The following is a 24,832-nucleotide window of genomic DNA, read 5'->3' on the forward strand; positions in this document are numbered from 1 at the left end:
CCTCAATTGTCATAGGGGTCGGCGGCATCGCGAAGGCCGTCGCCGAAGAAATTGAAGGACAACACGGCGACGATCACCGCGAGCGAGGGCCAGATCAGCAGCCATGGTGCGGTTGCCACCGTGCGGATGTTCTGGGCGTCCTGCAGCAGCACGCCCCAGCTGACGACCGGCGGCTTCAGGCCGATACCGAGGAAGGAAAGCGAGGTTTCCGCAACGATCATCGTCGGCACGGCAAGCGTCACGACGGCGAGAATATGGCTCGTCAGGGACGGCAGGATATGGCGGAAGATCAGGCGCTTCTCGCTCGATCCGTCGAGGATTGCGGCGGTGACGAAGTCTTCGCTGCGAAGAGCGAGGAAACGGCCGCGCACCTCACGGGCGAGGCTGGTCCAGCCGAGCAGCGAGACGATAATGGTGATGACGAAATAGACGTTGACCGGCGACCATGTGAGCGGGATCGCCGCTGCGAGGCCCAGCCATAACGGGATGGTCGGCATGGCGCTGACAACCTCGATCATGCGCTGGATCACCGTATCGATCCAGCCGCCGTAAAAGCCCGATATCGAGCCGAGCACGACGCCGAGGACGAGAGACATGACGACGCCAACGAGACCGATCGACATGGAAATCCGGGTGCCATAGACCAGCCGCGAGAAGACGTCGCGCCCGAGGCGGTCGGCGCCGAGCAGATACATCGGATCGCTTGGATTGATCGGGCCGATCAGGTGGCGGTCCATCGGGATGAGGCCCCAGAGTTCGTAGCGCGGGCCTTTGACGAACAGGCCGACCGGCACGACCTTGGTGTCGTCGACGACGAAGGTGCGGCGCAGCGCCACCTTTTCGATCTCGACCTTGTAGCCTTTCACATGGAAATTGAACTCGGAACTGCCGTCCGGCTTTTTGACGAAGAAGCTCAGGCCCTGCGGCGGCGCATAGGTATATTGCGGCCGCGAGGTGGCGGGCAGGCTGGGTGCCAGGAATTCGGCGAACAGGCCGATCAGATAGAGGATCACGATGACCGCGCCGGCAAACATGGCCACCTTCTGGCGGAGAAGCTTTCCCGCAATCAGCCTCCAGGGGCCGACCGTTGCGGTCGAAACGGTCTTTCCGGCTTTGAGCGGACTGATCGAGGGGCCGTCGGCGACGGTGTGAGCGGGGCCGGAATAGGTTCCGAATGTATCGTGCGTGCTCATGCGGCCTCCCTCAATTGAACCGGATGCGCGGATCGAGCAGCGCCAGCAGCAGATCCGATAGCAGCATGCCGACAAGGGTGAGGGCACTGAGGAGCAGGATGAAACTGCCGGCGAGATACATGTCCTGCGATATCAGCGCTCGGAACAGCAGCGGCCCGGCGGTCGGCAGGTTGAGGACGATGGCGGTGATCGTCACGCCGGAGACCAGATGCGGCAGCACCCAGCCGATCGCCGAGACGAACGGGTTGAGGGCGATGCGCACCGGATATTTGAGAATGACCTTGTATTCCGGCAGGCCCTTGGCGCGGGCGGTGATCACGTACGGCTTGTGAAGCTCGTCGGTCAGGTTGGCGCGCAGGACGCGGATCAGCGCCGCCGTCCCGGAAGCGCCGATGATGATGATCGGGATCCACAGATGCGCAAGGAAATCGCCGACCTTGGCAAGGCTCCAGGGCGCTTCGGCATATTCGGGCGAGTTGAGGCCGCCGACACTCTGGCCGAGATAACGGTAGGCGACGTACATCAGCACCAGCGCCAGGATGAAGTTCGGCACCGCAAGCCCGATAAAGCCGAAAAAGGTGAAGACGTGGTCGCTGATCGAATGGCGACGGACGGCGGAATAAATGCCGATCGGCAGCGCGACGATCCATACGAACAGGAGGCTTAAGAGCGAGATGACCAGGGTCGAACCCATCCGGCCCCAGATCAGGCCGGAAACGGGCTGGTTCCATTCGAACGAATGACCGAAGTCGCCACGACTGACGATGCCCCAGATCCACTTGAGATACTGGATGTAGAAGGGATCGTCGAAGCCGTAGATTTCCTTCAGCCGCTCGATCTGGGCCGGATCGACGGTCTGGCCGCTGTCGCTCATCGTGGCGATCATCGACGTCAGGTAGTCACCCGGCGGCAGCTGGATGATCAGGAACGATATCAGCGACATGCCGAACAGGGTCGGGATCATGTAGAGCACGCGCTTGAAGATGTAGCCAAGCATCGGAATAGTTCTCCTCCCGTTGAAAGCGCCGTTTAGGCGCCACCTTCGGATCTTCATCCGCCCTCGGCCCCTCCAGGCCGAAAGCGTTCCTCCATTTTAGTCTCCCACCTTATTTCCAGGTGAGATGCAGCACTTCCAGCCGCTCTATTCCCGGCACGTCCACCTCCGCGCGTCCGTCCTTGACGCTGAAGCTTGCCGCCCTGTCCGCAACGACCAGCCAGGCTTTCGCAACCGATTTGCCGCTCGGAACTTCCACCGAAACGGTCTGGGCCGCCAGAGGATAATTTTCGCGTATCGGCCCTTTCATCATCATCGGGTTGGTGAGGTTGAAGAGGCTGAGCGCGATACCCTCGGCGTTTTCCCTGAGGGCGAGGTCGATGACGCCGGGGCCTTTGACGGTGACGCGCGGGGTCTTGCCAAGCGCCCAATGGACGGCGTTGGACAGCAGCCGGGCGTGATCGACGGCAAACACTTCCCAGAAGATTTCACCGATATTCCAGGGAATATAGACAGTGCGGCCACCCATGCCGGTTTCTCGGGCGATGACGGCCGCACCTTCCGGGTCTTTACGCGGATAGACCTCCTCCATCGGAAGATCCGGGAAATCGGGAACGTAGAGGACCGGCGTTGCAGCGCCCGCAGCCGGTTCGACATGGATCAGCCTTGTGCCGCCCATGATCCGCTCGGCGCCGTCGAAACCCTTGTTGACCGGGTGGTCGCCGGACAGCGCCACATAGGTGTTCTTGACGATGCCGCGCGGGCCGGAGACGAATTTGGCGCCAAGCACGTCCGACAGCCCGAATTCGGAACGCGCCTTGCCGAATTCATCGCGAAGCGAGGTCTCGTAGGAGGCGACGACGCTGCCGCCGCGCGCCACATAGGCGCGGATCGCCTCGTTCTGCGCATCCGAAAGGCAGGAGGCATTGGCAAGGATGATGACCTTGAAGCGATCGAGATTGTCCCGGGTGAGCACCTGATCGGACAGAAGCTCGAAGGGCAGGCGGGCCTCGACCAGGGCATGGTAGATGCCGAGGTCGTGTTTCTCCGCCGCGTGGCGGTCTTCCGGTGCCCAGTGACGCAAGGTGGTCGAAGGGTCGATCACGGCGATCTCTGCCGTCGGCCTCATGCTTTCGAGGACCGGCTCGACCGCCGACTGCAGCACGAAGGCCTCGGCGACCGGATCCACCCAGCGCTTGTCGGGCACCACGCCGTTGAATTTCGTGAACCAGGCGAAAAGCCCGTGGGCCGTGCCGTTGTTGATCCAGAGCTGCATTTCCTCGCCGGAGGTCACCGCATCCTTCCAGCGGTATTCCTCTTCCGGACCGATCGAGGTGATCAGCACCACCGGACGATCGGCAAAGGTGGCGCGGATGCGCTTGCCGTTGCGGCCCGCGGACCAGCCGAGCTCCAGCCCCTTGCGGCCCTGATGGTCGACGACGAGGAAGGGGCAATGTTTGGTGATGACCGAGAGGTCGAACTCCATCAGCGACGCGCCGCTCATGTTGGGGATGAAGCTCGCATGCGGCCGGATGGCTTTGACTGCGTCGTCCCACTGGGCGATCATATCGGTCAGCACCCGGCGGCGCCATTGCAGCCAGGCCTGCCAGGCCGGGTCCTCGGCATCCGCCCTTCTGGGCAGCGCATGGCCGGTCATGTCCTTGAAACGGCGGGCGCTGTCTTCGCTGTAGTCGACGCCGTGGCCTTGCCAGCGATTGGCGAAGATCGCGTCCACATCGTATTCGCGGACGATCTCCTTCACCACCTCCGGCATGAATACCGAGTTGTAGTCGCCATAGGCATTGGTGACCCAGACATCCGGATAGGCCCAGTGGCGGCGCGGCGTGCCGTCGGCATTGATCATCACCCATTCCGGATGAGCCCTGGCCGCATCGTCATGGATGGCGTGCGGATCGACGCGGGCCATGACATGCATGTCGAGCTTGCGGGCGGCATCGACCAGCGCGCCGAAAATGTCCCTGTCACCCAGATACTGGCTGACGTAGTGATAGGGAACCTCGCTTGGATAGTAGGCGATGTAACCGCCGGCGCTGAGGCATAGGGCGTTGGATTTGGTGCGCTTGAAGACGTCGATCCAGAAGGCCGGGTCGTATTTTTCCGGATCATCCTCCACGAAGGTCAGCTGGGTCCAGCGCGTCGCGGTCCTGTACCAGTCGGGAGTCCGCAAGGTGTCGGTGTTCTGTCGTCTCGCCTCGAGCATGATAGCATCCAGTTATCGGAAAAAGGGGCCCCATGGCGCCGGCCGGCTTGCGCCGGCGCCCGGAAAATCATCGCAATTGGCGAGGCCTTCAGACCTTGTAGAACTGCTCCGGCATGGTCGGGGCAGGGGTCGGCCAGCCGAACGAGTTCGGCATGGTCTTGGTGATGTTCCTCATGTTGTTCTTGACGATGCCGTAGCCGTCCGGCGGCTGCGAAATCCCGAAGACATAGAAGTTGTCGGCGGCCCCCTGGAGGATCTGTTTCATGATCTCGCGCTGGCCGGCCTGGTCCGATGTCGCCTTCAGCTTGTCGTAGAGCGCGAGCAGCTTCTTGGTCTCTTCCGGCGGCTCCTCGGCATTGGCGTTCTTGGGATCGAGATACCAGAGCTGCCAGGCCGGGGCATACATCGCGTTGCTGTCGGTCGGCACGTAGTAGCGCGGATCGAGCATCGCCGCGACGCCGCCATTGGCGCCGAACTGATGCGCGGTCGCGTCGAAATCGCGGCCCTGGCGCACGCGGGTCTCCCAGAGGGAGCGGTCCATGGTGCGCATCTGCGCATCGATGCCGACCGCCTGGAACATCGGGATCGCCAGCTGGAAGAGATCGAGGAAGATCGGGCGGGCCTGGTCGATCTCGAAGATGATCGTCAGCCGCCGGCCCTTCTCGTCGAGACGGAAATTCTGGCTGTCGCGCTTCGGAACCAGCTCGTCGAGCATGGCGTTCGCCTTGTCGACGCTGTACTCGGTGAACTGCTTGGCGAGCTGATCGCTATAGAGCGGATCGCCTTCCTTGATCGACGGCTGGGCGGCCGCGCCCTGGCCGACCAGCACGGCGTCGATCAGCGTCTGCCGATCGAGCGCGGTCGACAGGGCCGCTCGGAACTTCTTGTTGCGGAAGAGCTTTCGCTTCGTCTCGTCATTGTGGTTCAGGTTGAAGATGAAGTTCATGACGTTGGCCTCGGTCGAGGTCAGCGTGTAGAAATCATAGTCGCCCTGCTTGCGCGCGTCGTAGAGAACCGACTTGTTGTTCGGCGTGGCGATATACTGGTCCATCAGGTCGATTTCGCCCTGCATGCATTTCAAGAGCAGTACCTGCGGATCGGCGACCATCTGGTAGACGATGCGGTCCATATAGGGCAACTGATTGCCCGCGGTATCGACCTTCCAATAATAAGGGTTGCGTTCGGCCACGACACGCTCGGTGTTTTCGCCAGGCGCGATCGTGAAATACCAGGCGTTGAGGCAAGGCTTTTTCGACGAATTGAGGAAGAAGGCGTTGTCGTCCTGGAAGCCGGAGGCGGACTGAAATGCGGCGATCCAGCTCTGGAAGCCGCGCTGCTTGGCCAGCTCGTCTGCTTTCGGATTGTAGTCGATATGGAATTGCTCGAGATAATGCTTGGGGCAGCGCGTGGTGTGATCCCAGTTGGACCAGGCGACCTGCAGCGGGAACATGCCGTTAGGTTTTTCGAAGATCACCTTGAAGGTCTGTTCGTCGACCACTTCCAGCTTGGCGGGCTTGCCGGCGGTCTTCCAGTGGCCCTGGCTGGTGACGGCAACGCGTTTGTCGGTGAGCACCGTGTCATACCAGAACTTGACGTCGGCGGTGGTGTAGGGATGTCCATCAGACCACTTCATGCCCTTGCGCAGGCGAATGGTGTAGACGGTGGAATCTGCATTGCCTTCAAAGGCTTCCGCGACATTGAGCGTCACCCCCGACCAGTCGGGCGTGTAACGCAGGAGAGGCTCATAGGCCTGGTAGCGGAACAGCATCGAGAGCGAACCGCCGCCGACCAGCGCCAGCTTCCAATCGCCTCCGTATTTACCAACACTTTCAAGGGGTTTGATGACAAGGGGGTTGGCGGGCAGCCGATCCTTGAGGGGAGGAAGGGCGCCGCTGGCGACCTTATCCTTCAAGAGACCGGCTTCCTTGTAGTCGACGGCTAAAGCCGGCAGGGCCGGCAAAATCAAAACGGCCGAAGTCCCGGCCAGAAACGCGCGACGTTTCAGCTTGATCATGAGTGTCTCCTCCACACGCAGTCCCCGCCGTTACCTATTATTTCCCTTGGGCGTGGATAACGGAAAGCTTGCATTCGAATACTGTTAGGTAAAGTGTTATGTAGGCTTGTTTGGGAAAATTGCGTTTTGCAGTGCGGCAGTGCCGCCAGGCGGCAATGCAGAGAGGGCTGGAATGAAAAACAGGGGGCGGGTCACCTTGCAGACCATCGCGCGCGAGGTCGGCCTTTCGAAATATGCCGTGTCCAGATCGTTGTCGGGCAAGAGCGGCGTCAGCGAGGAAACCCGCGAGCGGATTCGCGAAACAGCCCTGCGTCTCGGCTATAGCAAGCCCGCCCGCCAGACCGCGCCGGGCGATATCGCGGTGGTGTTTCACGACCTCGACCCGGTCAACAGCGAGCTGCACATGCAGATCCAGAACGGGGTCCAGGCAGAGGCGCACAGGCTCGGCATGGCTCTCAGGATGTTATGGACCCACAGCCAGGGACAGCTTGAAGAACTGGCGCGCACCTGCGCCGGACTGTTGCTGGTCGGACCGCACGACCGCGAGGCGATCCGCGCCGCGATGGCGACCGGCACTCCGATCATCCGGTTCGGCTGGGTCGATCCGCTCGAAGATGCCGATCAGGTCTCCGGCACCGACCATGAGGCAGGGCAGGCCGTGATCCAATACCTGGTAGACCTCGGTCACCGTTCCATCGCCTATGTCCATGGCACACCCGGTTATCGCGGCCGCCGCGAGCGCTTTTATGGCGCGCGCGAAATCGCCGAGCGTCACCCGGATGTCACGTTGCATGTCCTGCAGTTCGAGGAGGAGAATGGTTTTGCCGAAACCTATCGCGCACTGAAGGAAAAAGGTGCTCGGCCGACCGCCTTCTTCTGCGCGCATGACGGCTTGGCGCTCACCGTCGTTTCCGAACTCCTGGGCCAGGGCTATCGCATTCCCGATGATGTCTCGGTGGTCGGTTTTGGCGATTTTTCACCGGCAAAGCAGATCTCGCCAGCTTTGACGACGGTGCGGATGGAAGGCCAGGAATGCGGAGCCGTCGGCCTGCGGCTCCTGCTCGAGCGGATCGAGAACCCGCGCCAGCCGGGGACGCCCGCCCGCAGGGTCCAGGTCGCGTCGAGGATCATCGAGCGCCGCTCCACCGGGCCATGCAAGGGCGGCGTGCATCCCGACGATCGCATGGTACTTGGGCAGGAACCGCGTGTAGTGCCCGTCTGACGGTTCCCGCCGCCGCCCGTCCGAGCATCGCTGCTCCGGTGGCGAATGGACTTCGAGGCCTCTATTTGAGGCTCTTCATATCCACCATGTCCATGTCGGTGAAGGACTGGTTGTCTCCGGCCATGCTCCAGATGAAGGCGTAGGCCCCGGTGCCGGCGCCGCAATGGATCGACCAGGGCGGCGAGAGCACGGCCTGTTCATTGCCGATGATCAGATGGTTTGTCGCCGCCGGCCGCCCCATCAGGTGAACGACGAAGGCGTTTTCCGGGATCTCGAAATAGAGATAGGCTTCCATCCGCCGGTCATGCAGATGCGCCGGCATGGTGTTCCAGACGCTGCCGGTCTCCAGCCGGGTCAGCCCCATCAGCAGCTGGCAGGTCGGCAGCACTTTCGGATGCAGATACTGGTAGAGCTTGCGCTTGTTCGACGTGGCACTTTCGCCGAGATTGTTCTCGATCGCATCTGCGCTGCTGACGATCCGTGAGGGTAAGGTGGCGTGCGCCGGCGCACTGTTGATATAAAATTTCGCAGGCGCAAACGGGTCGTGGCTTTCGAAGAAGATCTCCTTCGTTCCCATGCCGAGATAGAGCCCGTCCATTGGCAGGAGTTCGTAAGCCTTGCCGTCGGCGATGACGCGGCCCGGTCCGCCGATATTGATGAGGCCCAGCTCGCGGCGCTCCAGCAGGTAGTCTGCGCCGACCAGTTTGGCCAGTTCGCTGCCGACGCCGAGGCTTGGCTGCGTCGGTGCCACTCCTGCCACCAGCATTCGGTCATAGTGGGTATAGACAGCCTGCAGCGTCCCCGCGACAAACAGATTCTCGATCACGAAATTCTCGCGCAAGTCCGCGCTCGTCATACGCTCCGACTGGCTGTAGTGAACGGCATGGCGCGTCCGGACATCGATCGTCATGGTCTGTTTTCTCCTGTTTCTCGGCGCGAGCGCGCCGGGTAGTGTCTCAGTTTGAACTTCGGCTTTCGACCCGGATCCGAAGTTCGATCTAACCGGGTTGGTGTCCCGTGCGGACGCGGCACGCCGCTTCTATCCGGGCCTGGAACTCTATCTTCGTCACGCCCGGCTCGCCCGAACGCTCAGCCACCAATCATCGGGGCTCCCGACGCACCGACGTACGTCGCTGACGATCCAGCCGGCCTCTGTAAGTGCAGTTCGCAGGGCAGGCTCGCGCCAGTACGTTTCGACATAGCGCCGAGGCGCTGCAGCGCTGCCATGTGTGGACATATCCTCGCCATCACCCTCTCTGACAGAGGCGTGCAGCCGGCCGCCGGTCCGGGTCGCCTCGGCAAGCCGTCGAAGCACCACGCGCAAATCTTCGCGCGCGACGTGAATCAGGCAGGCGCAGGCCCAGACCCCGTCATACGGCGTGCCGGGACGTTGCGGGTCGGCCAGGTCTTCGGTCAGCGGGTCCAGCAGGTCGGTCTTAAAGCCATTGTCGCGAAGCAGTTCGACGAAACCCTTCGAAATGTCGGTGCGCCGGACGCTAATCCCGCGCTTCTCAAGCTCAAGTGCATCTCGCCCGCCACCGCTTCCGATCTCCAGCACCCTCCCCGAGCCACCCAGCGCAGTCACGAACGCATCGATCTCTGTCGCGACCCATTCGGGCATCGCCGCCGCTTCAGCAGCGTACTCCGCCGCGACCGTGTCATAGGACCGCACAGTGTCCCTGTCGGTGCTCATCTTAGCGCTCCTCCCCCAAGACAAGGGCCCCCCAAACGAGCGAGAGGCCCACCTCCCGACCATAGCAGAAGTTCGGTCTGAGACACTACCGAGGGCTGCTATCGCTTGACGGCGGTGCTGAGCTCGACCTGGTCCCCCAGCCGCCCAGACTGGGACATCATCGATTGTGTGTCCAGCAGCGTTTCCGCATAGGCCATCATCAGTGGCCCGACACCCTTGATGTCGTCGGGGCGGATTTCCTCGGAAAGATAATAGCCGACGGTGCCGTCGCGATAGCGGCCGTTAAAGCCTCCGAGGCCTGCGACGCAACAGATGTTGTGAAGCCTCGGCCGTCCATCAGCATCCCGCCGCAGCTCCTGTCCCGTCAGCGATTGCAGGCTCGCTCGACCGGCCTCGGAAACGTCGGGGGGGCCGCCAAGCCGCGCGAGCTTCTGGAGGAAATAGGAGAACATCGCCGTGGCCGAGCTTTCGGGATAGTTCTGCGCTTCGTCCGGCCGGTCGATCACCTGCAGCCAGCGGTGATCCGCGGTGCGAAGGGCAATGATCCGGGACGCCAGCGCCGCGGCGCGGTCGGTGAGCTCCCGCCGCGCTACGCCGGCGGGCAGGTTTTCGATGATGTCGACGAAAGCCATTGCCAGCCAGCCAATCGATCTTGCCCAATGGGCCGGCGAAAGGCCGCTTTCCGCATCCGCCCAGGCCTGTTGCCGGGCCTCGTCGTAACCGTGGCGATAAAGATCCGCCTGCCGGTCATAGGTGAGGTCGAGCGCCGTCGTGAACTGCCGGAGCGCTTCCTCGACGGCCTGGGGTTGTGAGACCGCCTGGGCGTATTCCACCTTGAACGGCAGCGCCATGTAAAGCCCGTCCAGCCAGATCTGATGCGGGTAACGCAGCTTGTGCCAATAGACGTCGCTGCCGGTGCGCGGATGCGTTTCGAGCTGTCGCGCCAGCGGTGCGGCGGCATCAAGCCAGCGGTTTTCGCCCGTCAGCCGATGGAGAAAGACGAGCGCCCGGCCGGGCAGGATGTTGTCGATGTTGAATTCGTCGATCGCGTAGCCGACAAGCCGGCCTTGCGCGTCGATCTGGCCGCTCACCAGACGGATGAGATGATCCAGCCACAGGCGCTCGCCGGTCGCTTCGTAAAGCGCGATCAGGCCGCGGTAGAGGCAACCGTCCTCGTAACACCAGGCGCCGCCTTTGTAATATTCATAATCGCGCGCGTAATTCTCGAAGTAGTCCCGAAGCATTGGATTTCAGTCTTGAGCTGGATGGATGGAAACCGGAGAAAGCCGCGCAAGGCGGCTGAAAACGGCGTTTTCCGCAACGATCCCGGCATGCCGGAGCGGCAGGAGTAGAGAGGCCATTTCCGGCACTTCGGCCTCGGCATCCGGCGCGAAGGAAACGGTATAGTTCTCGAAGGCAATGTCGCGGATCGCCGCTTCCGGCAGGCCATAGAAGACGGCGGCCGCCGTTCGCGCGCCGGTAACGGTAACATTCTCGACGGAGATCGAGCTTATGCTCGGCGTTTCCAGGGAGACCGGCAGCGGCGACCGGGACTGGACGTAGTCGGACCGGCCGTCGGCATCGCAGAAATAGAAGGAATTGACGGCAACCGGGGTTGCGACGTCCTCCATCAGGCTGTCGGCAAGCCGGATGTCGGCGACGGTGCCGCCACGCCCCCGCCGCGTCTTGATACGCAGCCCCCGATCGGTTCCCTTGAAGTGGCAGTTTCGGATGGCGATGGCGCTGATGCCGGCGCTCATCTCGCTGCCGATGACCACCGCGCCATGGCCGCGCTCCATCAGGCAGTTCTCTATCCGCACATGCTCGGTCGGGCGGTCCGGCCCACCGAGAAGGCTGCGTTTGCCGGCCTTGAGGGCGATGCAATCGTCGCCGACCGAGATATGCAGGCCGACAAGGCGGATATCGGAGCTGCTTTCGGGGTTGAAACCGTCGGTATTCGGGGAGTCCGGATCGTTCTCAATCGTGAGATCCGCGGCGATTAGCCGTCTGCAGAAAACCGGGTGGACCGTCCAGGACGGCGAATTGCGGATGGTGAGGCCGGAAAGGGTGACGTCCTCGCAAGCCGACAGGAAGATGGTGCGGGCGCGCCTGGCGCCCTGGCGTGTTTCCTTCGGCCACGACCACCAGTCGCCGCGGTCACCGCCGCCGTCGATGATGCCGGTGCCGGCAAGATGAACATTGCGGCAGTCGATCGCGTTGATCAGGCTGGCGTAGCAGGCCTCGGCCACGCCTTCCCAGGTGCCGAGAATGCGGCCATCCGCATGGCGCGCCGGCAGGATGGGAAAGTCTTGCCTGTTGGCGATTGCCGCGAGCTCGGCGCCGTCTTCGAGAAACAGGGTCATGTCGCTCTTGAGGAAGATCGGACCGCTCAGCCAGCGCCCGGCCGGTATTCTCAGCGTGCCTCCGGGAGCGAGCCCCGCGATGGCCCGCTGGATCGCCGGCGCATTGTCCTGTGCGTCCGTCGAGGCGCCGAAATCGCGGATGTCGATCGCGGCGGTTTCCCGCCGTGTGGTAAATTCGAGCCGGGCATCACCTGCATGGAAAATGTAGGTTGTGCCCGGCTCAAGGGAGGCGACCGAGAAGACGACGGTCCGTGTCGTCCCCTCGGCGACCAACGCGCCGCCGATCTCCCGAACCTGCCAGGCAAGCGCGTCATCGCGTGTGTGAAGATGCCTTTCGGCATCGACGCGGAAGGTCGCGTTGCGAGGGCCGGTGATCAGGAGTTCGATGGCGACGTCCGTCACGTCCTCAGATCCCCGTCAGCGCTTGGTTGATGCCGGCGATGATCTCGGTTGCGGCATCCTTGGAGGATTGCTGGCCATAAGCGAAGGCTTCGAAATTGGTATCGAAGACTTCGGTGACGCGCGGATGCTCGTTGAGCGGCGAGACGCCGGGGCTGGTCGGCTCCATCACCCGCTTGTAGGCTTCCAGCTGCACCGGCTTGATCTTGCCTTCCTTGGTCAGCGTGTCGAGCGCTATCTTGCTGGACGGAATGCCGCGCGTCGCCCCCATGATCTTGACCGCTTCCGGGTCGTTGAGCAGGCAGTTGAGCACCTGGGCCGCGGCCTTCGGGTCCTTGCTGTTCCTGGAGATCGAAAACAGCATGGAGGGCTTTCGGTAGACGCCGTCGGTCTTGGCGCCCTCGATCGTCAACAGCTTGACGGGCACGAGCTCCTGGCCCTTTTCCATCGGCGTTGCGATCTTGCCGTAGGTGCTGTCCCACTGGTAGGTGCCGGCGACCTGGCCCTTGGCCCATTTCTGGTTTTCATGCAGCGGCGTATTGCCGCCGGCGGCCACCTGTTTCCAGCTCTCGATGACGCCCTTGTCGACCAGCGTCTTGTAGAATTCCAGGCCTTCGGCGAGTTCGGCTTCGCTCCAGGCGACCTTGTTGGTGGCCGGGTCGATCAGGTCCTTGCCAGTCTTCTGGGTGGTGCGCAGGATTACCATTAGGCGGGCGTCGAGAGCCGCACCTTCGAACGGATAATACTCCTTGCCGAGCTTTTCCTTCATCTTCGGGGCTGCGGCGATCAGCTCTTCCCAGGTTTTCGGGATCGGGACACCGGCCTTGTCGTAGGTCGTCTTGTTGAACATGAAGACGCGGCCGGTCGTGGAGACGGAAATGCCGTTCAGCTTGCCCTTGACGGTGCCGCTGTCGAGGTCCGACTTCGACCACTGGCTGAGGTCGATGATGTCCTTGTACTGGTTCAGGTCAGCAAAGCCGTCGCCGTTCTTGGTGAACAGCGGCAGCCATGGCCAGTTCACCTGCATGATGTCGGCCTCGGTGCGGCCGGCGAGCTGGGTGGCGATCTTTTCCTGATGGCCCTGAAAGCCGGTGAATTCGGGCGCGATCGTATTGCCGAATTTCGCGCCGCAGACCTTCAGGGCCTGCTGGGTCGCGACATGGCGGTCGTCGCTGCCCCACCAGGACATGCGCAGGTCCGAAGCGAATGCGGTCGAAAGGCTGGTGGCGGCAAACAAAGCCGCCGTCATGAACATGGTTCTCATTTTGGCTCCTCCCAAGTTGGAACGATGAAGTTTCAAATCGCCAGGCTGATGTTCTCCCCGGACTGGCGGTCGAACAGATGCACTCCCTTCGGGTCCGGACTCAGCCAGACCCAGTCGTCGCGAAGCGCGCCGCGGTCGTAGGACGCGGACGGCACCACGGCGATGAGGCGTTTCGGGCCGATGTCGACATAGAGGTAGACTTCGTGGCCCATGAACTCGATATGGGTAAGCTTGCCCTTGATGGTGCCGGGCGTTTCGGCCGCGACGATGTGCAGGTGCTGTGGCCGGATACCGAGTGTGACGTGCTCGCTGCGTCCGGAAATCCGCTTGGTGAACTCGTCGCCGAGCACGATCACCTGCTCCGCTGCCCGCACGCTGTTCTCTCCCTCGAACGTGCCGTCGAGGAAATTCATTTCCGGGCTGCCGATGAAGCCTGCAACGAATGTATTGGCCGGGCGGCTGTAGAGCGTCACCGGATCGGCGACCTGCATGATGTGGCCGTCCCTCATGACGCAGATGCGGTCGCCCATGGTCATGGCTTCGGTCTGGTCGTGGGTAACGTAGATGACGGTCGCCTGCTGGCCGTCCGCCTTCAGTCGCTTGTGCAGGTCGGTGATGCGCACGCGCATCGAGGCGCGCAGCTTGGCGTCGAGGTTGGAGAGCGGCTCGTCGAACAGGAAGACCTGCGGTTTCTTGATCAGCGCCCGGCCGACGGCGACGCGCTGCGCCTGGCCGCCGGAGAGCTGTTTTGGGAGCCGGTCGAGCAAGGGGTCGATCTCGAGAAGACTGGAGACGTGGCTTGTGGCCTGCTCGATCTCGGCGGCCGGACGGCGCTTCAGCCGCATGCTGAAGGAGAGGTTCTTGTGGACCTTCATATGCGGATAGAGCGCATAGTTCTGGAAGACCATGGATATGCCGCGGTCGCCCGGCGTCTTGTCGTTGACCAGCTCGCCGCCGATGCGGATCTCGCCGCCGGTCACCCGTTCCAGCCCGGCGATCATCCGCAGCGTCGTCGACTTGGCGCAGCCGGACGGGCCGACCAGCACCATGAACTCGCCGTCTTCGACATCGAGGTTGATGCCATGCACGGCGCGGAACGAACCGTAGTCTTTTTCGAGGTTTCTCAGTTGAAGACGCGCCATGTGACTATCCTTTGATCCCGCCGGAGGAGATCCCGTCGATGAAATATTTCTGGGCGAGGAAGAAGACCGCGAGTGCCGGTGCCAAGGACAGGACCGACATCGCCAGGACCCGGTTCCATTCGAAGGCTTCGGTCGTGTCGATCGACAGTTTCAGCGCCAGCGAGATCGGGTATTTGTCGACCGAAGAGATGTAGATCAGCGGCCCGAGGAAGTCGTTCATCGTCCACATGAACTGGAACAGGCAGACCGAGATCAGCGCCGGCATCAGAAGCGGCACGACGATAAAGATCAGCGTCTGCCAGGTGGTGGCTCCGTCGACCCGCGCTGCTTCCTCCATGTCGCGCGGAATGGCACGCAGGAACTGCACCAGCATGAACACGAAGAAGGCATCGCCCGCCAGCGCCGAAGGCACCCAGAGCGGCAGGTAGCTGTCGAGCCAGCCGAGATCGCGGAAGATCAGGTATTGCGGAATGCGGGTGACGACGTTCGGCAGGAGCAGCGTCGCGATCAGCGCGGAAAACAGCACCTTCTTGAACGGGAAATCGAAGCGGGCAAAGCCATAGGCGACCGCCGTGCAGGAAATCGCCGTGCCGATCACCTTCGGGATGACGATCCACAGCGTGTTGATGAAGAACGTGCCGAAGGAATAGGGCGTCGAGGTCTTCCAGCCCCTGATATAGCCGTCGAGCGTCGGGTTCTCCGGCCAGAAGCCGGGATTGGAGAAGATCTCCGAATTGGTCTTGAACGATGCCCCGATCAGCCAGATCAGCGGATAGAGCATCAAGAGCCCGACCGCGGTCAGCAGAGCGTAACGCAGCGCGGCATTGAAGCGGTGGCGGCGCGTTTCGCGGCTGCGGACGATGTCGATGTCGCGGGTTGCTGGGGAATTCTGGGAGAGGATGTGATCGGTCATGGTCAGCTCCTCTTGTCGCCGGCGTAATAGACCCAGTGGCGCGAAGACCAGAAGGCGATGAGGGTGAGGGCCATGATGATGAGGAACAGGACCCAGGCGATGGCCGAGGCATAACCCATGTCGAAGCGCTTGAAGGCCTCGTCATAGATGTAGATCGGCAGGAGATAGGTGGATTTCAAAGGCCCCCCTTGGGTGATGATGTAGGGTCCGTTGAACTCCTGGAAGGCCTGGACCATCTGCATGATCAGGTTGAAAAAGATGACAGGCGTGATCAGCGGCAGGGTGATGTAGACAAAGCTCGTCCATTTGCCGGCGCCGTCGATCGAAGCTGCCTCGTAGAGAGTCTTGTCGATGCTCTGGAGGGCGGCGAGGAAGATCACCATGGCCGAACCGAACTGCCAGAGGCGCAACAGCGTGATGGTGAACAGCGCATTGGTCGGGTCGCCGAACCAGTTGACCGGCTCGAAGCCCATGAGGGCGAGGCCCATGTTGACGAGGCCGACATCGGCGAAGATGTAGCGCCACAGAACCGCGATGGCGATCGAGCCGCCGAGGATCGAGGGCACGTAATAGGCCGTTCTGAAGACGTTGATGAACCTAAGCTTGTAGTTGAGGATCACCGCCATGAAGAGCGCGAAAGCGAGCTTCAACGGCACCGTCGTGAATACGTAGACCAGCGTCACCCAGAGCGATTTGCGGAACGTCCGGTCGTTGGTGAACAACCGGATATAGTTCTGCAGGCCCGTGAAGACCGGCTCGTTCATCAGGTTATAGTTGGTGAAGCTCAGATAGAGTGACGCAAGGAAGGGCAGGGCGGTGAAAACCAGGAGCCCGATGATGAAGGGCGACAGATAGATAAGCCCAAGGAACTTGTTGTCGCCGCTCATGCCGCCCGCCCCAGTCTGGCCAGCGCTTCCGGCAGGCGGTTCATTCGACCGGCATGTGCGGTGACGGCTCGGTCACAGGCAAGGTCGCCCGTGAGGTTCGTCGCGCAGTTGAGCGAACCACCGCGGATAGAGGCGATGTTGAACGAAGAGACACTTGCTTTATTGTGCATCGCGACTTCTGGCCCTTCGATTTGCGCACACACCTGATCCGTCAGGCTCCCGCAATTGAAGCGCCATTTCCTCCCATTAATGTCTCAGGCGTGTTGAGTTCTTAGCTCCCGGGCTGATATTCTCACTTTACCAGTCAGATCAAATCGACGAATTCGGGGAAAAGGATGGAGAAAATCGAAGGTAGCGTTCTGTCTGCCATTCCGATGAACGCGATGGCGTTGACGTTGACGCGCTCAACCATAAGGATGCAGCACTCGCATACCTGGGGCGTCGACAAATCGAACAGCGTGCATGACCTGATCATCTGCCTGACGGGCTCGGCTCGTTATGAAGTCGGGGGCGAGACGATCGACATGGCGCCGGGCAGGGCGATGCTCCTGCCTGCGAATACGTGGTTTTCCGGTCATTCGACCTCGCGGGAGGCCTATACCGGCATCGCCCAGCATTTCACGCTCGACCTCTTCGGACGGCTCGACCTGATCGCTCAGATGAACCTGAAACACGCTGTCACGCTCGCCCGCTGGGAGATGATGGAGCCGCTGACGCGTTATTACCACGACAATTCGCCGCCCTATTCGACGACGCTGCTTCAGCATCACCTCTTCATGTTCCTGTTGATCGAATTCATCGAGCAGGCTCATACCGGCTGGAGGGAGCAGTCGGTCGGCAACGTCAACAATCCGGATGCGCTGTCCTTTTCCGTCATGGTGGCGGCGAGCCAGATCGCGGCCGATCCGCTCGGCGAGGAGATCGTCGGAAGAACGATCGATTCGGTGCCGTACAATCCGGATTACTTCAAGCGGGAGTTCCGCAAGCGCGTTGGCTGGACGCCCGACAAGTTCCAGGAGTTCAAGCGGATGGAGCGGGCCATGGGCCTGATGGCCGGCGGTTGTACGGTGAAGCGCGCCGCCGAGCTTTCCGGCTATACGGACGCCTACTATTTCTCCCGCATGTTCAAGCGCTATATCGGCATCAGCCCGCAGGGCTATCAGCAATCGGAAAAGCGCAGCCGCGAGGGCGCCTTCCCGAGAGGCGAGGAGGATGGCCAGCTCATCTATCCGCTGACCCGCTGAATAGGGCGAAGTCTCTGGGCCGGCTCCCGTGATTCCCGGCCGACCTTGCCGCAAATTGGCAGGCCCGGCGCCGGAATTTCTCCCGGCGCCGGGCGATTGTTCACGCGAGCTATTTGCCCGCCTGCCTGGCCGCACGCTCGATGACGTCGGCGACCTTCTCCGGCTGGGAGGCGAAGACGGCGTGGCTTGCCTTGATCTCGGTGATGTCGCTGCCGGCGCGCCGGGCCATGTCCCGTTCCAGTTCCGGATTGATGGAGCGATCCTCGGTAGCGACGATCGACCAACTTTTCCTGGTCTGCCAGGCGGGATTGCCGACCTTGGCCGAGAAAGCCTCCTTGGCGGCAAATACCTGCGACCGGGCGAGGAACCTGGCCTCGTCCTTCGGCAGGTCCGCCGCGAAATCACCCGGGAATGCGGCGGGGTCGATATAGAGATATTTGCCGTCCTTCGTCTCGCGGATGTTCATGCCGCCTGCCGGTTTCGAGCTTGCGAGGCTGAGCAGGCTTTCGCCCTTGTCGGGCTGGAACGCCGCCACGTATACGAGGCCGGCGACATGCGGGTTGTGTCCGGCTTCGGTAATCACCATGCCGCCATAGCTGTGTCCGACGAGCAGGGTCGGGCCGTCCTGAAGGTCCAGCACCCGGTTGGTGGCGGCGATATCGTCGGCAAGCGAGGTGATCGGCTGCTGAACGATCGTCACGTTGAAGCCGCGCCTTTCGAGGATTTCGGTTGCCTTGCGCCAGCTTGAGCCATCGGCCAATGCGCCATGGACGATGACGATGTTCTTGACCTCCGCGGCCTGCGCCGCAAACGCGATGACGCTGGTGGCAAAGGCAAGTGCGAAGGTGGAAATACGTCTTTTCATGAGCTTACTCCTGTTAGTTGATGTAGGATTGGGTTTGGGATAGGGCCTAACCGAAGGTGAAGGCATAGGCTTCGACACCCGGATCGAGGAAGCGGATCTCGAAGCTGCGGGCCTCGACATTGCCGGCCTGACGAACGAGCTGGTAGAGCTTTGTCGCCGTCACCGTGCCGTTGCCGTCTGCGTCGATATCGGCGCCGTGGTCCGTTCCCGGAGCCTTGCCGTCGATCGTCACCCGGAAGCGGACCGGCTTGCCGGCGGCGCCGGGACCGAGGACGAGATGCAGATCGCGGGCACTGAACCGGTAGGCGATGCCGCCGCCCGGCTGACTGAGCGTCGCCTGTTCCGCGCCGACCGTCCAGGTGCCGGAGAGGCCCCACTCGTTCAGGCTCGGTTCGTCGATCGAATAGTCGCGGGCGGCGTCGGCGCGCAGGGTCTCGCGGGAGGCGAAATTGGTGGCGCGCTTGTAGCCGAGATAGGTTTCGCCGGAGCGCACTTTGCTGAGATCCGGGCTTGTCTCCGCGCCCTTGGCGTCGGGCACGACCGGCGCGCTGGCTGCCATCTCGCTTCCGGCTTCGCGCAGCAGATCCTGGATCGCCTGCTCTGACTGTTTGTAGTTGCCCTCGCCGAAGTGGTGATAGCGGATCTGGCCCTTGGCATCGATCAGGTACTGGGCGGGCCAATAGCTGTTCTCGAAGGCGCGCCAGATCTTGTAGTCGTTGTCGATTGCAACCGGATAGCCGATCTTGAAGTCACCGACGGCCTTTTTGACATTGTCGATCTTCTTCTCGAAGGCAAATTCGGGTGCGTGCACGCCGATCACCACGAGGCCCTGATCCTTGTACTTTTCGGCCCAGGCGCGGACGTAAGGGACGGTGCGGATGCAGTTGATGCAGGAATAGGTCCAGAAATCCACGAGTACGACCTTGCCGCGGAGCTGTTCCGAGATCAGCGGCGGCGAGTTCAGCCACGCGACCGCGCCGTCGAGCGAAGGTGCATGACCCTCGACCGGCAGGGTGCTGCGGAACGGCCGGGCGATATCGGCTGCGGCGCTCGCCATGCCATTGCCGGCGATTTCCGAAGGCGTGCCGGTTGCGGGCTTGGAATGCAGCCTGTCGAGTACCGCCTGTTCGAAGGAGGCGGTGCTGGCATAGGACAGACGGGCGAGCAGGCCGGTATCGAGGCCAAGCGCAATGACCGCGACGCCGGCAAGCACGGCGGCACCCAGGACCTGGCGAATCCGTTCGCTGACACCGAGCGAACGCTTCATTCCGGCAAAGACCTTACCGCCGACGGTGAGCGCAACGGCGAGGGAAGTTGCTGCGCCCGCGGCATAGGCGACGAGCAGGAATGTCGTTTCGAGGTTCGCGCCCTGCAATGCGGCACCAGTGAGGACCAAGCCGAGAATGGGGCCCGCGCAGGGAGCCCAAAGCAAGCCGGTCGCGACGCCGAGGACCAGCGAGCTCGTCACCGTGGGTACCGTACCAGGTGTCCCCGAGGCATTCAGGAGCCGGTTGCCGAAGTCGACGACCGGACGGGTGACGAAGCTTGCGACACGCGGCGAAAGGAGGCTGACGCCGAAGACCGCGAGCAGGACGATGGCGGCGAGCCGGCCGTATTCGTTGGCGTGGATCGCCCAGCTGCCTCCGACCGCCGCAAGCGTGGCGACCAGCGCAAAGGTGGCAGCCATGCCGATGAGCATCGGCAATGTGCTGCGGACGAACGGTTGCCCGGCGCGCGCAAAAACGAAGGGAAGAATGGGGAGAATACACGGGCTGAGGATCGTCAGCGCGCCTCCGAGATAGGCAATGATAAGAAGCGTCATCATCGTTTCCTTTGACACCGGATGTTCGGGTTCTGGGCGGCGGTGCGGCTCAACCAGCAACGGGCCAATCTGGTCGGCGCGACGTATCCCGGATGTGTCCGGTTCGAGGGAAAATGTACCGAAGTGTAGGAAACCGCCCGATGCGCTACAGAGCGACACAAATCGCCAGGCGCGGCGGAAGGTGGCCGGATCGGCGCTGCCTGAATTGTATCAGAACGTATCCCGGCGGCCGGATGCTACATCCGCATTCAAAAACCGGCGGCTCGGGACATATCGGGGATACATGCTCCGGCTTCCTTCCGATCGTGATCAACACGAATTGGAGAGATCGATGCCCGACCTGATCAACCACCAGCGTCGCCGCTTCTTCGGCGTTGCCGCCATGACCGTTGCAGCGGTCGAATTCGGAATGACCGGCACTGCCGGCGCCCAGTCTCCACCGCCTGCGGCAACGACATTGACCGCCGCCAAGGTGGGCACCAACACCTCCTTCGAAACGCTGAAGCAGGTCAAGGCGGGCGTGCTCGATGTGGGTTATGCCGAGGCCGGTCCGGCAGACGGCCCCGTCGTTTTGCTGCTGCATGGCTGGCCCTACGACATCTACAGCTTCGTGGATGTCGCGCCGCTGCTCGCTTCTGCCGGTTACCGGGTCATCGTGCCCTATCTGAGGGGCCACGGCACGACACGCTTTCTGTCGAAGGATATGCCACGCAACGGCCAGCAGTCGGCCATTGCGGCCGATATGATCGCGCTCCTCGATGCGCTGGAGGTCGACAAGGCGATTATCGCCGCCTTCGACTGGGGCGCCAGGACCGCCAACATCATGGCGGCACTGTGGCCGGAACGCTGCAAGGCGATAGTATCGGTGAGCGGTTACCTGATCGGCAGCCCGGAAATCAACAAGAAACCTCTGCCGCCGAAAGCCGAGCTTGCATGGTGGTACCAGTTCTATTTCGCCAGCGAACGCGGCCGGTTGGGCTACGAGCAGAACCGGCGCGATTTCAACAGGCTTATCTGGCAGACGGCGTCGCCCACCTGGAAATTCGACGACGCGACCTTTGAAAGATCGGCCGCCGCATTCGACAATCCCGACCACGTCGAGATCGTTGTCCATAACTACCGCTGGCGGCTGGGTCTTGTCGAAGGCGAGGCCCGGTTCGATGCCTTCGAACAGCAGCTCGCCATGGGGCCGATGATCTCGGTGCCGACGATCACCATGGAAGGCGATGCCAACGGCGCGCCGCATGCCGATCCTTCTGCCTATGCGGGCAAGTTCTCCGGAAAATACGAGCATCGCACCATCACCGGCGGGATCGGCCACAACCTGCCGCAGGAGGCCCCGCAAGCCTTTGCGCAGGCTGTTCTGGACGTTGACCGGTTTTGAGCCCGATGGCTGCCGCGGAGATATTTCTTGGCTTCGCGGCAGCCATCCTGCGGTTTAAAGAAGGAAGGGCGGTGCGATACCGTTCTCATCGGACAAGGATTTGAAGCCCGAAAATGGATCATATCGACCATATCCTGATCGTCGATGACGACCGCGAAATCCGTGAACTGCTGTCGAGCTACCTGAAGAAGAACGGCCTCCGGGCGGCGGCGGCCGCAGATGGCCGCCAGATGCGCAGTTTTCTCGAGGCCAATGCGGTCGACCTGATCGTGCTCGACGTGATGATGCCGGGCGATGACGGGCTCGTGCTTTGCCGCGAGCTTAGGGCCGGCAAGCACAAGGCGACGCCGATCCTGATGCTGACTGCCCGCAGCGACGAGATGGACCGGATCATCGGGCTCGAAATGGGTGCCGACGACTATCTGCCGAAACCGGTTGCCGCGCGCGAATTGCTGGCGCGCATCAAGGCCGTCCTGCGCCGGACGCGCATGCTGCCGCCCAACCTGCAGATCAGTGAGGCAGGCCAGCTGCTGAGCTTCGGCGACTGGCGGCTCGATACGGTCGGCCGCCATCTGCTCGACGGACAGGGCACGGAAATCGCGCTGAGCGGTGCCGAATACCGGCTGCTGCGCGTCTTCATCGACCATCCGCAGCGCGTGCTCAACCGCGACCAGATTCTCAACCTCACGCAAGGCCGCGATGCGGACCTGTTCGACCGGTCGATCGACCTTCTGGTGAGCCGGCTTCGCCAGCGGCTCGGCGACGATGCGCGCGAGCCGACCTATATCAAGACCGTGCGCAGCGAAGGTTACGTCTTTTCGGTCCCGGTCGCGATCTCGGAGCCGAAGCCGTGAGCGCCAGCGTCTCCCGTTATCTGGGAAAATTATGGCCGAGCACCCTGCGTGCGCGGCTTTTCCTCATCCTGTTTGCAGGCCTCGCCATCGCCTACGGGCTCTCCTTCAGCATCCTCTTTATCGAACGTTACATGTCGGCAAAGGCCGTCATGCTCGGCACGCTTGAAAACGATCTTGCGACGTCGATCGCCATTCTCGACCGGCTGCCGGCCGGCGAGCGGGCCGATTGGCTGGATCGGTTGAGCCGCGGCAACTACCGCCTGGTGCTCGGCCCGGGGATTGCCGGCGTGCCGGAAATGTCGGGCCGCGGCGCCGAGATTACCGGCAGGATCCAGGAGGCGGTGGGGCATCGGTTCCCGCTGCGGGTGGAGTCCATCCCCGGTGACGTCAGGCGGCTGCAGGGCCATCTCACCCTTTCCGACGGCTCTCCACTCACCATCGACGTCACGCCGAGGGGTGTCATGCCGATCGCCGAATGGCTTCCTTACGTGTTCGCCGTCCAGATGGCGCTTCTGGTGATCTGCACCTGGTTTGCGGTCCGGCAGGCGATCCGCCCGCTCGGAGACCTTGCGGCCGCAGCCGATGCGCTCGATCCCAACAGGAAAGGCCCGCCGTTGAGCGAGACCGGCCCGAGCGAGGTCGCCCATGCGGCTCGGGCCTTCAACGCCATGCGCGACAGGATCGCCCACTATCTCGAGGAGCGGGTGCAGATTCTCGCCGCCATCTCCCACGATCTCCAGACGCCGATCACCCGCATGCGGCTGCGCGCCGACATGGCGGACGATTCGCCCGAGAGGGACAAGCTGGTGCATGACCTCGGCGAGATCGAGCGGCTGGTGCAGGACGGCATAGCCTATGCGCGCAGCGCGCATGGCAATGGCGAGAAGGTTTCCCGCATCGATCTTGCCTCGTTCATCGACAGCATTGCCTATGATTATCAGGACACCGGCAAGGCGGTGACCGTCGCCGGCGTGGTACAGGGCACCGCATCCACCAAACCGCACGCGCTGCGCCGCATCCTCTCGAACTTCATCGACAATGCGGTGAAATTTGCCGGCGCGGCCGAGATCAGCGTCGAGAGAAGGGGCGAGGGCGACATCGTCATCACCGTCCTCGATCGCGGGCCGGGGATTCCGGAAGAAATGCTGGAGGCGGCCATGCAGCCATTCTTCAGGCTGGAGCAATCCCGCAACCGCGAAACCGGCGGCTCGGGGCTTGGTCTTGCCATCGCCCAGCAGCTTGCCGCAGCGCTCGGCGGTTCGGTGAGGCTCTACAATCGCGCCGGTGGCGGGCTGGCTGCCGAAGTCACCATCCGCTGATACCGGAAACAGACTGATTTTTTGAAGCGTTTTGTATGAAAGGATGTCCTGCGAGGTCTGCGCTACGGTTCGATACATTTCCGGCGATTCTGGAAACATGCCGGATACCTCCGCCCGTCAAACCACTCCCGTCAACCGATGTCGCAACCGGCGACACCAACAAAGGAGTGTTCCATGACCAGGATCGACAAGGTTCTCTATACCGGCAAGACCCACACGACCGGCGGGCGCGATGGGTTCTCGCGCAGTGACGACGCCCAGCTCGACGTCAAGCTTTCACCTCCCGGCAGCGCGCATGCCGGCACCAATCCCGAGCAGCTCTTCGCAGCCGGATGGTCGGCGTGTTTCATCGGCGCCATGGGTCTTGCCGCAGCTAAGCGGAAGATCAAGTTGCCTGCCGAGACGGTGGTCGATGCCGAGGTCGACCTCGGGACGACCGAGGGCGCATATTTCCTGCAGGCCCGCCTCAACATCAGCCTGCCGGGCATCGATCCGCAATTGGCGAGAGAGCTTGTCGAAGAGGCTCACCAGACCTGCCCCTATTCGAAGGCGACCCGCGGCAACATCAATGTCGAGCTGATCCTCGCCTGAGGAAACGCGATTTGCGCGTCGCGCCGGATCGGCCGCGGCGACAGGCAAGAACGGACAACTGGACGAGGCGGGCGCCTCGTCCCTGGAGAACCCCATGAGATTGGTGATCATCTGCATCCTGGGAGCGGCCGTCTTCGCGGCGCCCTGCATATACGACGTAACCTCACTGGAGCCATCGGCCTTGGCCGGTCTGCTGGCTGCAGGTTCCTCGTTCTGAAATCCCGTCCGGGAAAAGCGGCGGCCGGAAGCGCGAACCCGGTCGCCGTCGTCACATGCTTCGCGATCCCGACCCGCACTCGACCACGCGACCGTAGTGGTCTACTCCTCGGAATGCGCGTGTCCGGCATGCCGGTGAAACGAATATCGTCATGCTGTGGCCCTGTCGTTTCAAGCAAACTGCAACGGACGCGCGTTAGGCAATGTGGGATATCGCGCTCGCAGGAATGCG

22 protein-coding genes are annotated in these 24,832 nt (G+C 62.4%); 7 read left to right on the forward strand and 15 right to left on the reverse strand.

Annotated elements, in window-relative coordinates; genetic code table 11:
- Positions 1-2 precede the first annotated feature (2 nt).
- From C5J24_RS19355 to C5J24_RS19370, 4 genes are all read right to left on the reverse strand, one after another.
- Positions 3-1,193 carry an ABC transporter permease gene (locus C5J24_RS19355; RefSeq protein WP_105403221.1) on the reverse strand — a complete coding sequence of 397 codons (1,191 nt, stop codon included), beginning with the start codon at positions 1,191-1,193 and terminating at the stop codon, positions 3-5.
- Between the two features lie 10 nt (positions 1,194-1,203).
- A complete protein-coding gene (locus tag C5J24_RS19360) occupies positions 1,204-2,190 on the reverse strand; it encodes an ABC transporter permease (RefSeq protein WP_105403222.1) in 987 nt (328 codons plus the stop codon).
- A gap of 109 nt (positions 2,191-2,299) precedes the next feature.
- Positions 2,300-4,408 carry a family 10 glycosylhydrolase gene (locus C5J24_RS19365; RefSeq protein WP_105420180.1) on the reverse strand — a complete coding sequence of 703 codons (2,109 nt, stop codon included), beginning with the start codon at positions 4,406-4,408 and terminating at the stop codon, positions 2,300-2,302.
- Between the two features lie 88 nt (positions 4,409-4,496).
- Positions 4,497-6,422, reverse strand: a complete 1,926-nt coding sequence (locus tag C5J24_RS19370) for an ABC transporter substrate-binding protein (protein WP_105403224.1) — start codon at positions 6,420-6,422, stop codon at positions 4,497-4,499.
- 172 nt (positions 6,423-6,594) lie between these two features.
- Between C5J24_RS19370 and C5J24_RS19375 the strand changes: the two genes are divergently transcribed.
- Positions 6,595-7,644: a LacI family DNA-binding transcriptional regulator gene (locus tag C5J24_RS19375; RefSeq protein ID WP_105420182.1), complete on the forward strand. Its 1,050-nt coding sequence runs from the start codon at positions 6,595-6,597 to the stop codon at positions 7,642-7,644.
- 61 nt (positions 7,645-7,705) lie between these two features.
- Here C5J24_RS19375 and kduI read toward each other — a convergent pair whose 3' ends face one another.
- The 9 genes from kduI to C5J24_RS31970 all read right to left on the reverse strand — a co-directional run bounded on the left by kduI (position 7,706) and on the right by C5J24_RS31970 (position 16,475).
- The gene (gene kduI / locus C5J24_RS19380) at positions 7,706-8,554 is read right to left on the reverse strand and encodes a 5-dehydro-4-deoxy-D-glucuronate isomerase (protein ID WP_105420184.1); all 849 of its coding nucleotides are present in this window, start codon (positions 8,552-8,554) and stop codon (positions 7,706-7,708) included.
- Positions 8,555-8,710: 156 nt separating this feature from the next.
- On the reverse strand, positions 8,711-9,337 hold the full coding sequence (locus C5J24_RS19385; RefSeq protein ID WP_105420186.1) for a bifunctional 2-polyprenyl-6-hydroxyphenol methylase/3-demethylubiquinol 3-O-methyltransferase UbiG: 627 nt from the start codon (positions 9,335-9,337) through the stop codon (positions 8,711-8,713).
- Between the two features lie 98 nt (positions 9,338-9,435).
- Positions 9,436-10,581, reverse strand: a complete 1,146-nt coding sequence (locus C5J24_RS19390) for a glycoside hydrolase family 105 protein (protein WP_105420188.1) — start codon at positions 10,579-10,581, stop codon at positions 9,436-9,438.
- Positions 10,582-10,587: 6 nt separating this feature from the next.
- Positions 10,588-12,102, reverse strand: coding sequence for a glycoside hydrolase family 28 protein (locus C5J24_RS19395; protein ID WP_105420190.1), 1,515 nt, complete (start codon positions 12,100-12,102; stop codon positions 10,588-10,590).
- 4 nt (positions 12,103-12,106) lie between these two features.
- Positions 12,107-13,363, reverse strand: coding sequence for an ABC transporter substrate-binding protein (locus C5J24_RS19400; protein WP_105420192.1), 1,257 nt, complete (start codon positions 13,361-13,363; stop codon positions 12,107-12,109).
- A 32-nt stretch (positions 13,364-13,395) separates the two neighbouring features.
- A complete protein-coding gene (locus C5J24_RS19405; protein WP_105420194.1) occupies positions 13,396-14,505 on the reverse strand; it encodes an ABC transporter ATP-binding protein in 1,110 nt (369 codons plus the stop codon).
- Positions 14,506-14,509: 4 nt separating this feature from the next.
- Positions 14,510-15,418: a carbohydrate ABC transporter permease gene (locus tag C5J24_RS19410; protein WP_105420196.1), complete on the reverse strand. Its 909-nt coding sequence runs from the start codon at positions 15,416-15,418 to the stop codon at positions 14,510-14,512.
- Between the two features lie 2 nt (positions 15,419-15,420).
- A complete protein-coding gene (locus C5J24_RS19415) occupies positions 15,421-16,305 on the reverse strand; it encodes a carbohydrate ABC transporter permease (RefSeq protein WP_105420198.1) in 885 nt (294 codons plus the stop codon).
- On the reverse strand, positions 16,302-16,475 hold the full coding sequence (locus C5J24_RS31970) for a hypothetical protein (protein WP_172724059.1): 174 nt from the start codon (positions 16,473-16,475) through the stop codon (positions 16,302-16,304). The genes C5J24_RS19415 and C5J24_RS31970 overlap by 4 nt, the downstream gene beginning before the upstream one ends.
- Positions 16,476-16,640: 165 nt before the next feature.
- Here C5J24_RS31970 and C5J24_RS19420 point away from each other — a divergent pair, with 165 nt between their 5' ends.
- Positions 16,641-17,549, forward strand: coding sequence for a helix-turn-helix domain-containing protein (locus C5J24_RS19420; RefSeq protein ID WP_105420200.1), 909 nt, complete (start codon positions 16,641-16,643; stop codon positions 17,547-17,549).
- Between the two features lie 109 nt (positions 17,550-17,658).
- On the opposite strand, the gene C5J24_RS19425 is transcribed toward C5J24_RS19420, so the two are convergent.
- Both C5J24_RS19425 and C5J24_RS19430 read right to left on the reverse strand, forming a co-directional pair.
- The gene (locus C5J24_RS19425; RefSeq protein WP_105420202.1) at positions 17,659-18,414 is read right to left on the reverse strand and encodes an alpha/beta fold hydrolase; all 756 of its coding nucleotides are present in this window, start codon (positions 18,412-18,414) and stop codon (positions 17,659-17,661) included.
- A 46-nt stretch (positions 18,415-18,460) separates the two neighbouring features.
- Positions 18,461-20,236 carry a cytochrome c biogenesis protein DipZ gene (locus C5J24_RS19430; protein ID WP_172724060.1) on the reverse strand — a complete coding sequence of 592 codons (1,776 nt, stop codon included), beginning with the start codon at positions 20,234-20,236 and terminating at the stop codon, positions 18,461-18,463.
- 331 nt (positions 20,237-20,567) lie between these two features.
- Here C5J24_RS19430 and C5J24_RS19435 point away from each other — a divergent pair, with 331 nt between their 5' ends.
- The 5 genes from C5J24_RS19435 to C5J24_RS32580 all read left to right on the forward strand — a co-directional run bounded on the left by C5J24_RS19435 (position 20,568) and on the right by C5J24_RS32580 (position 24,601).
- Positions 20,568-21,620 carry an alpha/beta fold hydrolase gene (locus tag C5J24_RS19435; RefSeq protein ID WP_105420206.1) on the forward strand — a complete coding sequence of 351 codons (1,053 nt, stop codon included), beginning with the start codon at positions 20,568-20,570 and terminating at the stop codon, positions 21,618-21,620.
- Between the two features lie 113 nt (positions 21,621-21,733).
- Positions 21,734-22,474 (forward strand): response regulator, encoded by a 741-nt coding sequence (locus tag C5J24_RS19440; RefSeq protein ID WP_105420208.1) that lies wholly within the window; start codon positions 21,734-21,736, stop codon positions 22,472-22,474.
- Positions 22,471-23,793, forward strand: coding sequence for an ATP-binding protein (locus C5J24_RS19445; RefSeq protein WP_105420210.1), 1,323 nt, complete (start codon positions 22,471-22,473; stop codon positions 23,791-23,793). Before C5J24_RS19440 ends, C5J24_RS19445 begins: the two co-directional genes overlap by 4 nt.
- A gap of 174 nt (positions 23,794-23,967) precedes the next feature.
- A complete protein-coding gene (locus tag C5J24_RS19450) occupies positions 23,968-24,384 on the forward strand; it encodes an organic hydroperoxide resistance protein (protein ID WP_105420212.1) in 417 nt (138 codons plus the stop codon).
- Positions 24,385-24,478: 94 nt separating this feature from the next.
- Positions 24,479-24,601, forward strand: a complete 123-nt coding sequence (locus tag C5J24_RS32580) for a hypothetical protein (protein WP_256386085.1) — start codon at positions 24,479-24,481, stop codon at positions 24,599-24,601.
- The last annotated feature ends 231 nt before the right edge of the window (positions 24,602-24,832 follow it).

Origin of the sequence: Neorhizobium sp. T25_27 (genome assembly GCF_002968565.1) — a bacterium.
GTDB lineage: Bacteria > Pseudomonadota > Alphaproteobacteria > Rhizobiales > Rhizobiaceae > Neorhizobium > Neorhizobium tomejilense.

Coding starts and splice junctions, on each gene's coding strand:
- C5J24_RS19355 (WP_105403221.1), bottom strand. CDS start 1,193: ATGAGCACGCACGATACATTCGGAACCTATTCCGGCCCCGCTCACACC.
- C5J24_RS19360 (WP_105403222.1), bottom strand. CDS start 2,190: ATGCTTGGCTACATCTTCAAGCGCGTGCTCTACATGATCCCGACCCTG.
- C5J24_RS19365 (WP_105420180.1), bottom strand. CDS start 4,408: ATGCTCGAGGCGAGACGACAGAACACCGACACCTTGCGGACTCCCGAC.
- C5J24_RS19370 (WP_105403224.1), bottom strand. CDS start 6,422: ATGATCAAGCTGAAACGTCGCGCGTTTCTGGCCGGGACTTCGGCCGTT.
- C5J24_RS19375 (WP_105420182.1), top strand. CDS start 6,595: ATGAAAAACAGGGGGCGGGTCACCTTGCAGACCATCGCGCGCGAGGTC.
- kduI (WP_105420184.1), bottom strand. CDS start 8,554: ATGACGATCGATGTCCGGACGCGCCATGCCGTTCACTACAGCCAGTCG.
- C5J24_RS19385 (WP_105420186.1), bottom strand. CDS start 9,337: ATGAGCACCGACAGGGACACTGTGCGGTCCTATGACACGGTCGCGGCG.
- C5J24_RS19390 (WP_105420188.1), bottom strand. CDS start 10,581: ATGCTTCGGGACTACTTCGAGAATTACGCGCGCGATTATGAATATTAC.
- C5J24_RS19400 (WP_105420192.1), bottom strand. CDS start 13,363: ATGAGAACCATGTTCATGACGGCGGCTTTGTTTGCCGCCACCAGCCTT.
- C5J24_RS19405 (WP_105420194.1), bottom strand. CDS start 14,505: ATGGCGCGTCTTCAACTGAGAAACCTCGAAAAAGACTACGGTTCGTTC.
- C5J24_RS19410 (WP_105420196.1), bottom strand. CDS start 15,418: ATGACCGATCACATCCTCTCCCAGAATTCCCCAGCAACCCGCGACATC.
- C5J24_RS19415 (WP_105420198.1), bottom strand. CDS start 16,305: ATGAGCGGCGACAACAAGTTCCTTGGGCTTATCTATCTGTCGCCCTTC.
- C5J24_RS31970 (WP_172724059.1), bottom strand. CDS start 16,475: ATGCACAATAAAGCAAGTGTCTCTTCGTTCAACATCGCCTCTATCCGC.
- C5J24_RS19420 (WP_105420200.1), top strand. CDS start 16,641: ATGGAGAAAATCGAAGGTAGCGTTCTGTCTGCCATTCCGATGAACGCG.
- C5J24_RS19425 (WP_105420202.1), bottom strand. CDS start 18,414: ATGAAAAGACGTATTTCCACCTTCGCACTTGCCTTTGCCACCAGCGTC.
- C5J24_RS19430 (WP_172724060.1), bottom strand. CDS start 20,236: ATGACGCTTCTTATCATTGCCTATCTCGGAGGCGCGCTGACGATCCTC.
- C5J24_RS19435 (WP_105420206.1), top strand. CDS start 20,568: ATGCCCGACCTGATCAACCACCAGCGTCGCCGCTTCTTCGGCGTTGCC.
- C5J24_RS19440 (WP_105420208.1), top strand. CDS start 21,734: ATGGATCATATCGACCATATCCTGATCGTCGATGACGACCGCGAAATC.
- C5J24_RS19450 (WP_105420212.1), top strand. CDS start 23,968: ATGACCAGGATCGACAAGGTTCTCTATACCGGCAAGACCCACACGACC.
- C5J24_RS32580 (WP_256386085.1), top strand. CDS start 24,479: ATGAGATTGGTGATCATCTGCATCCTGGGAGCGGCCGTCTTCGCGGCG.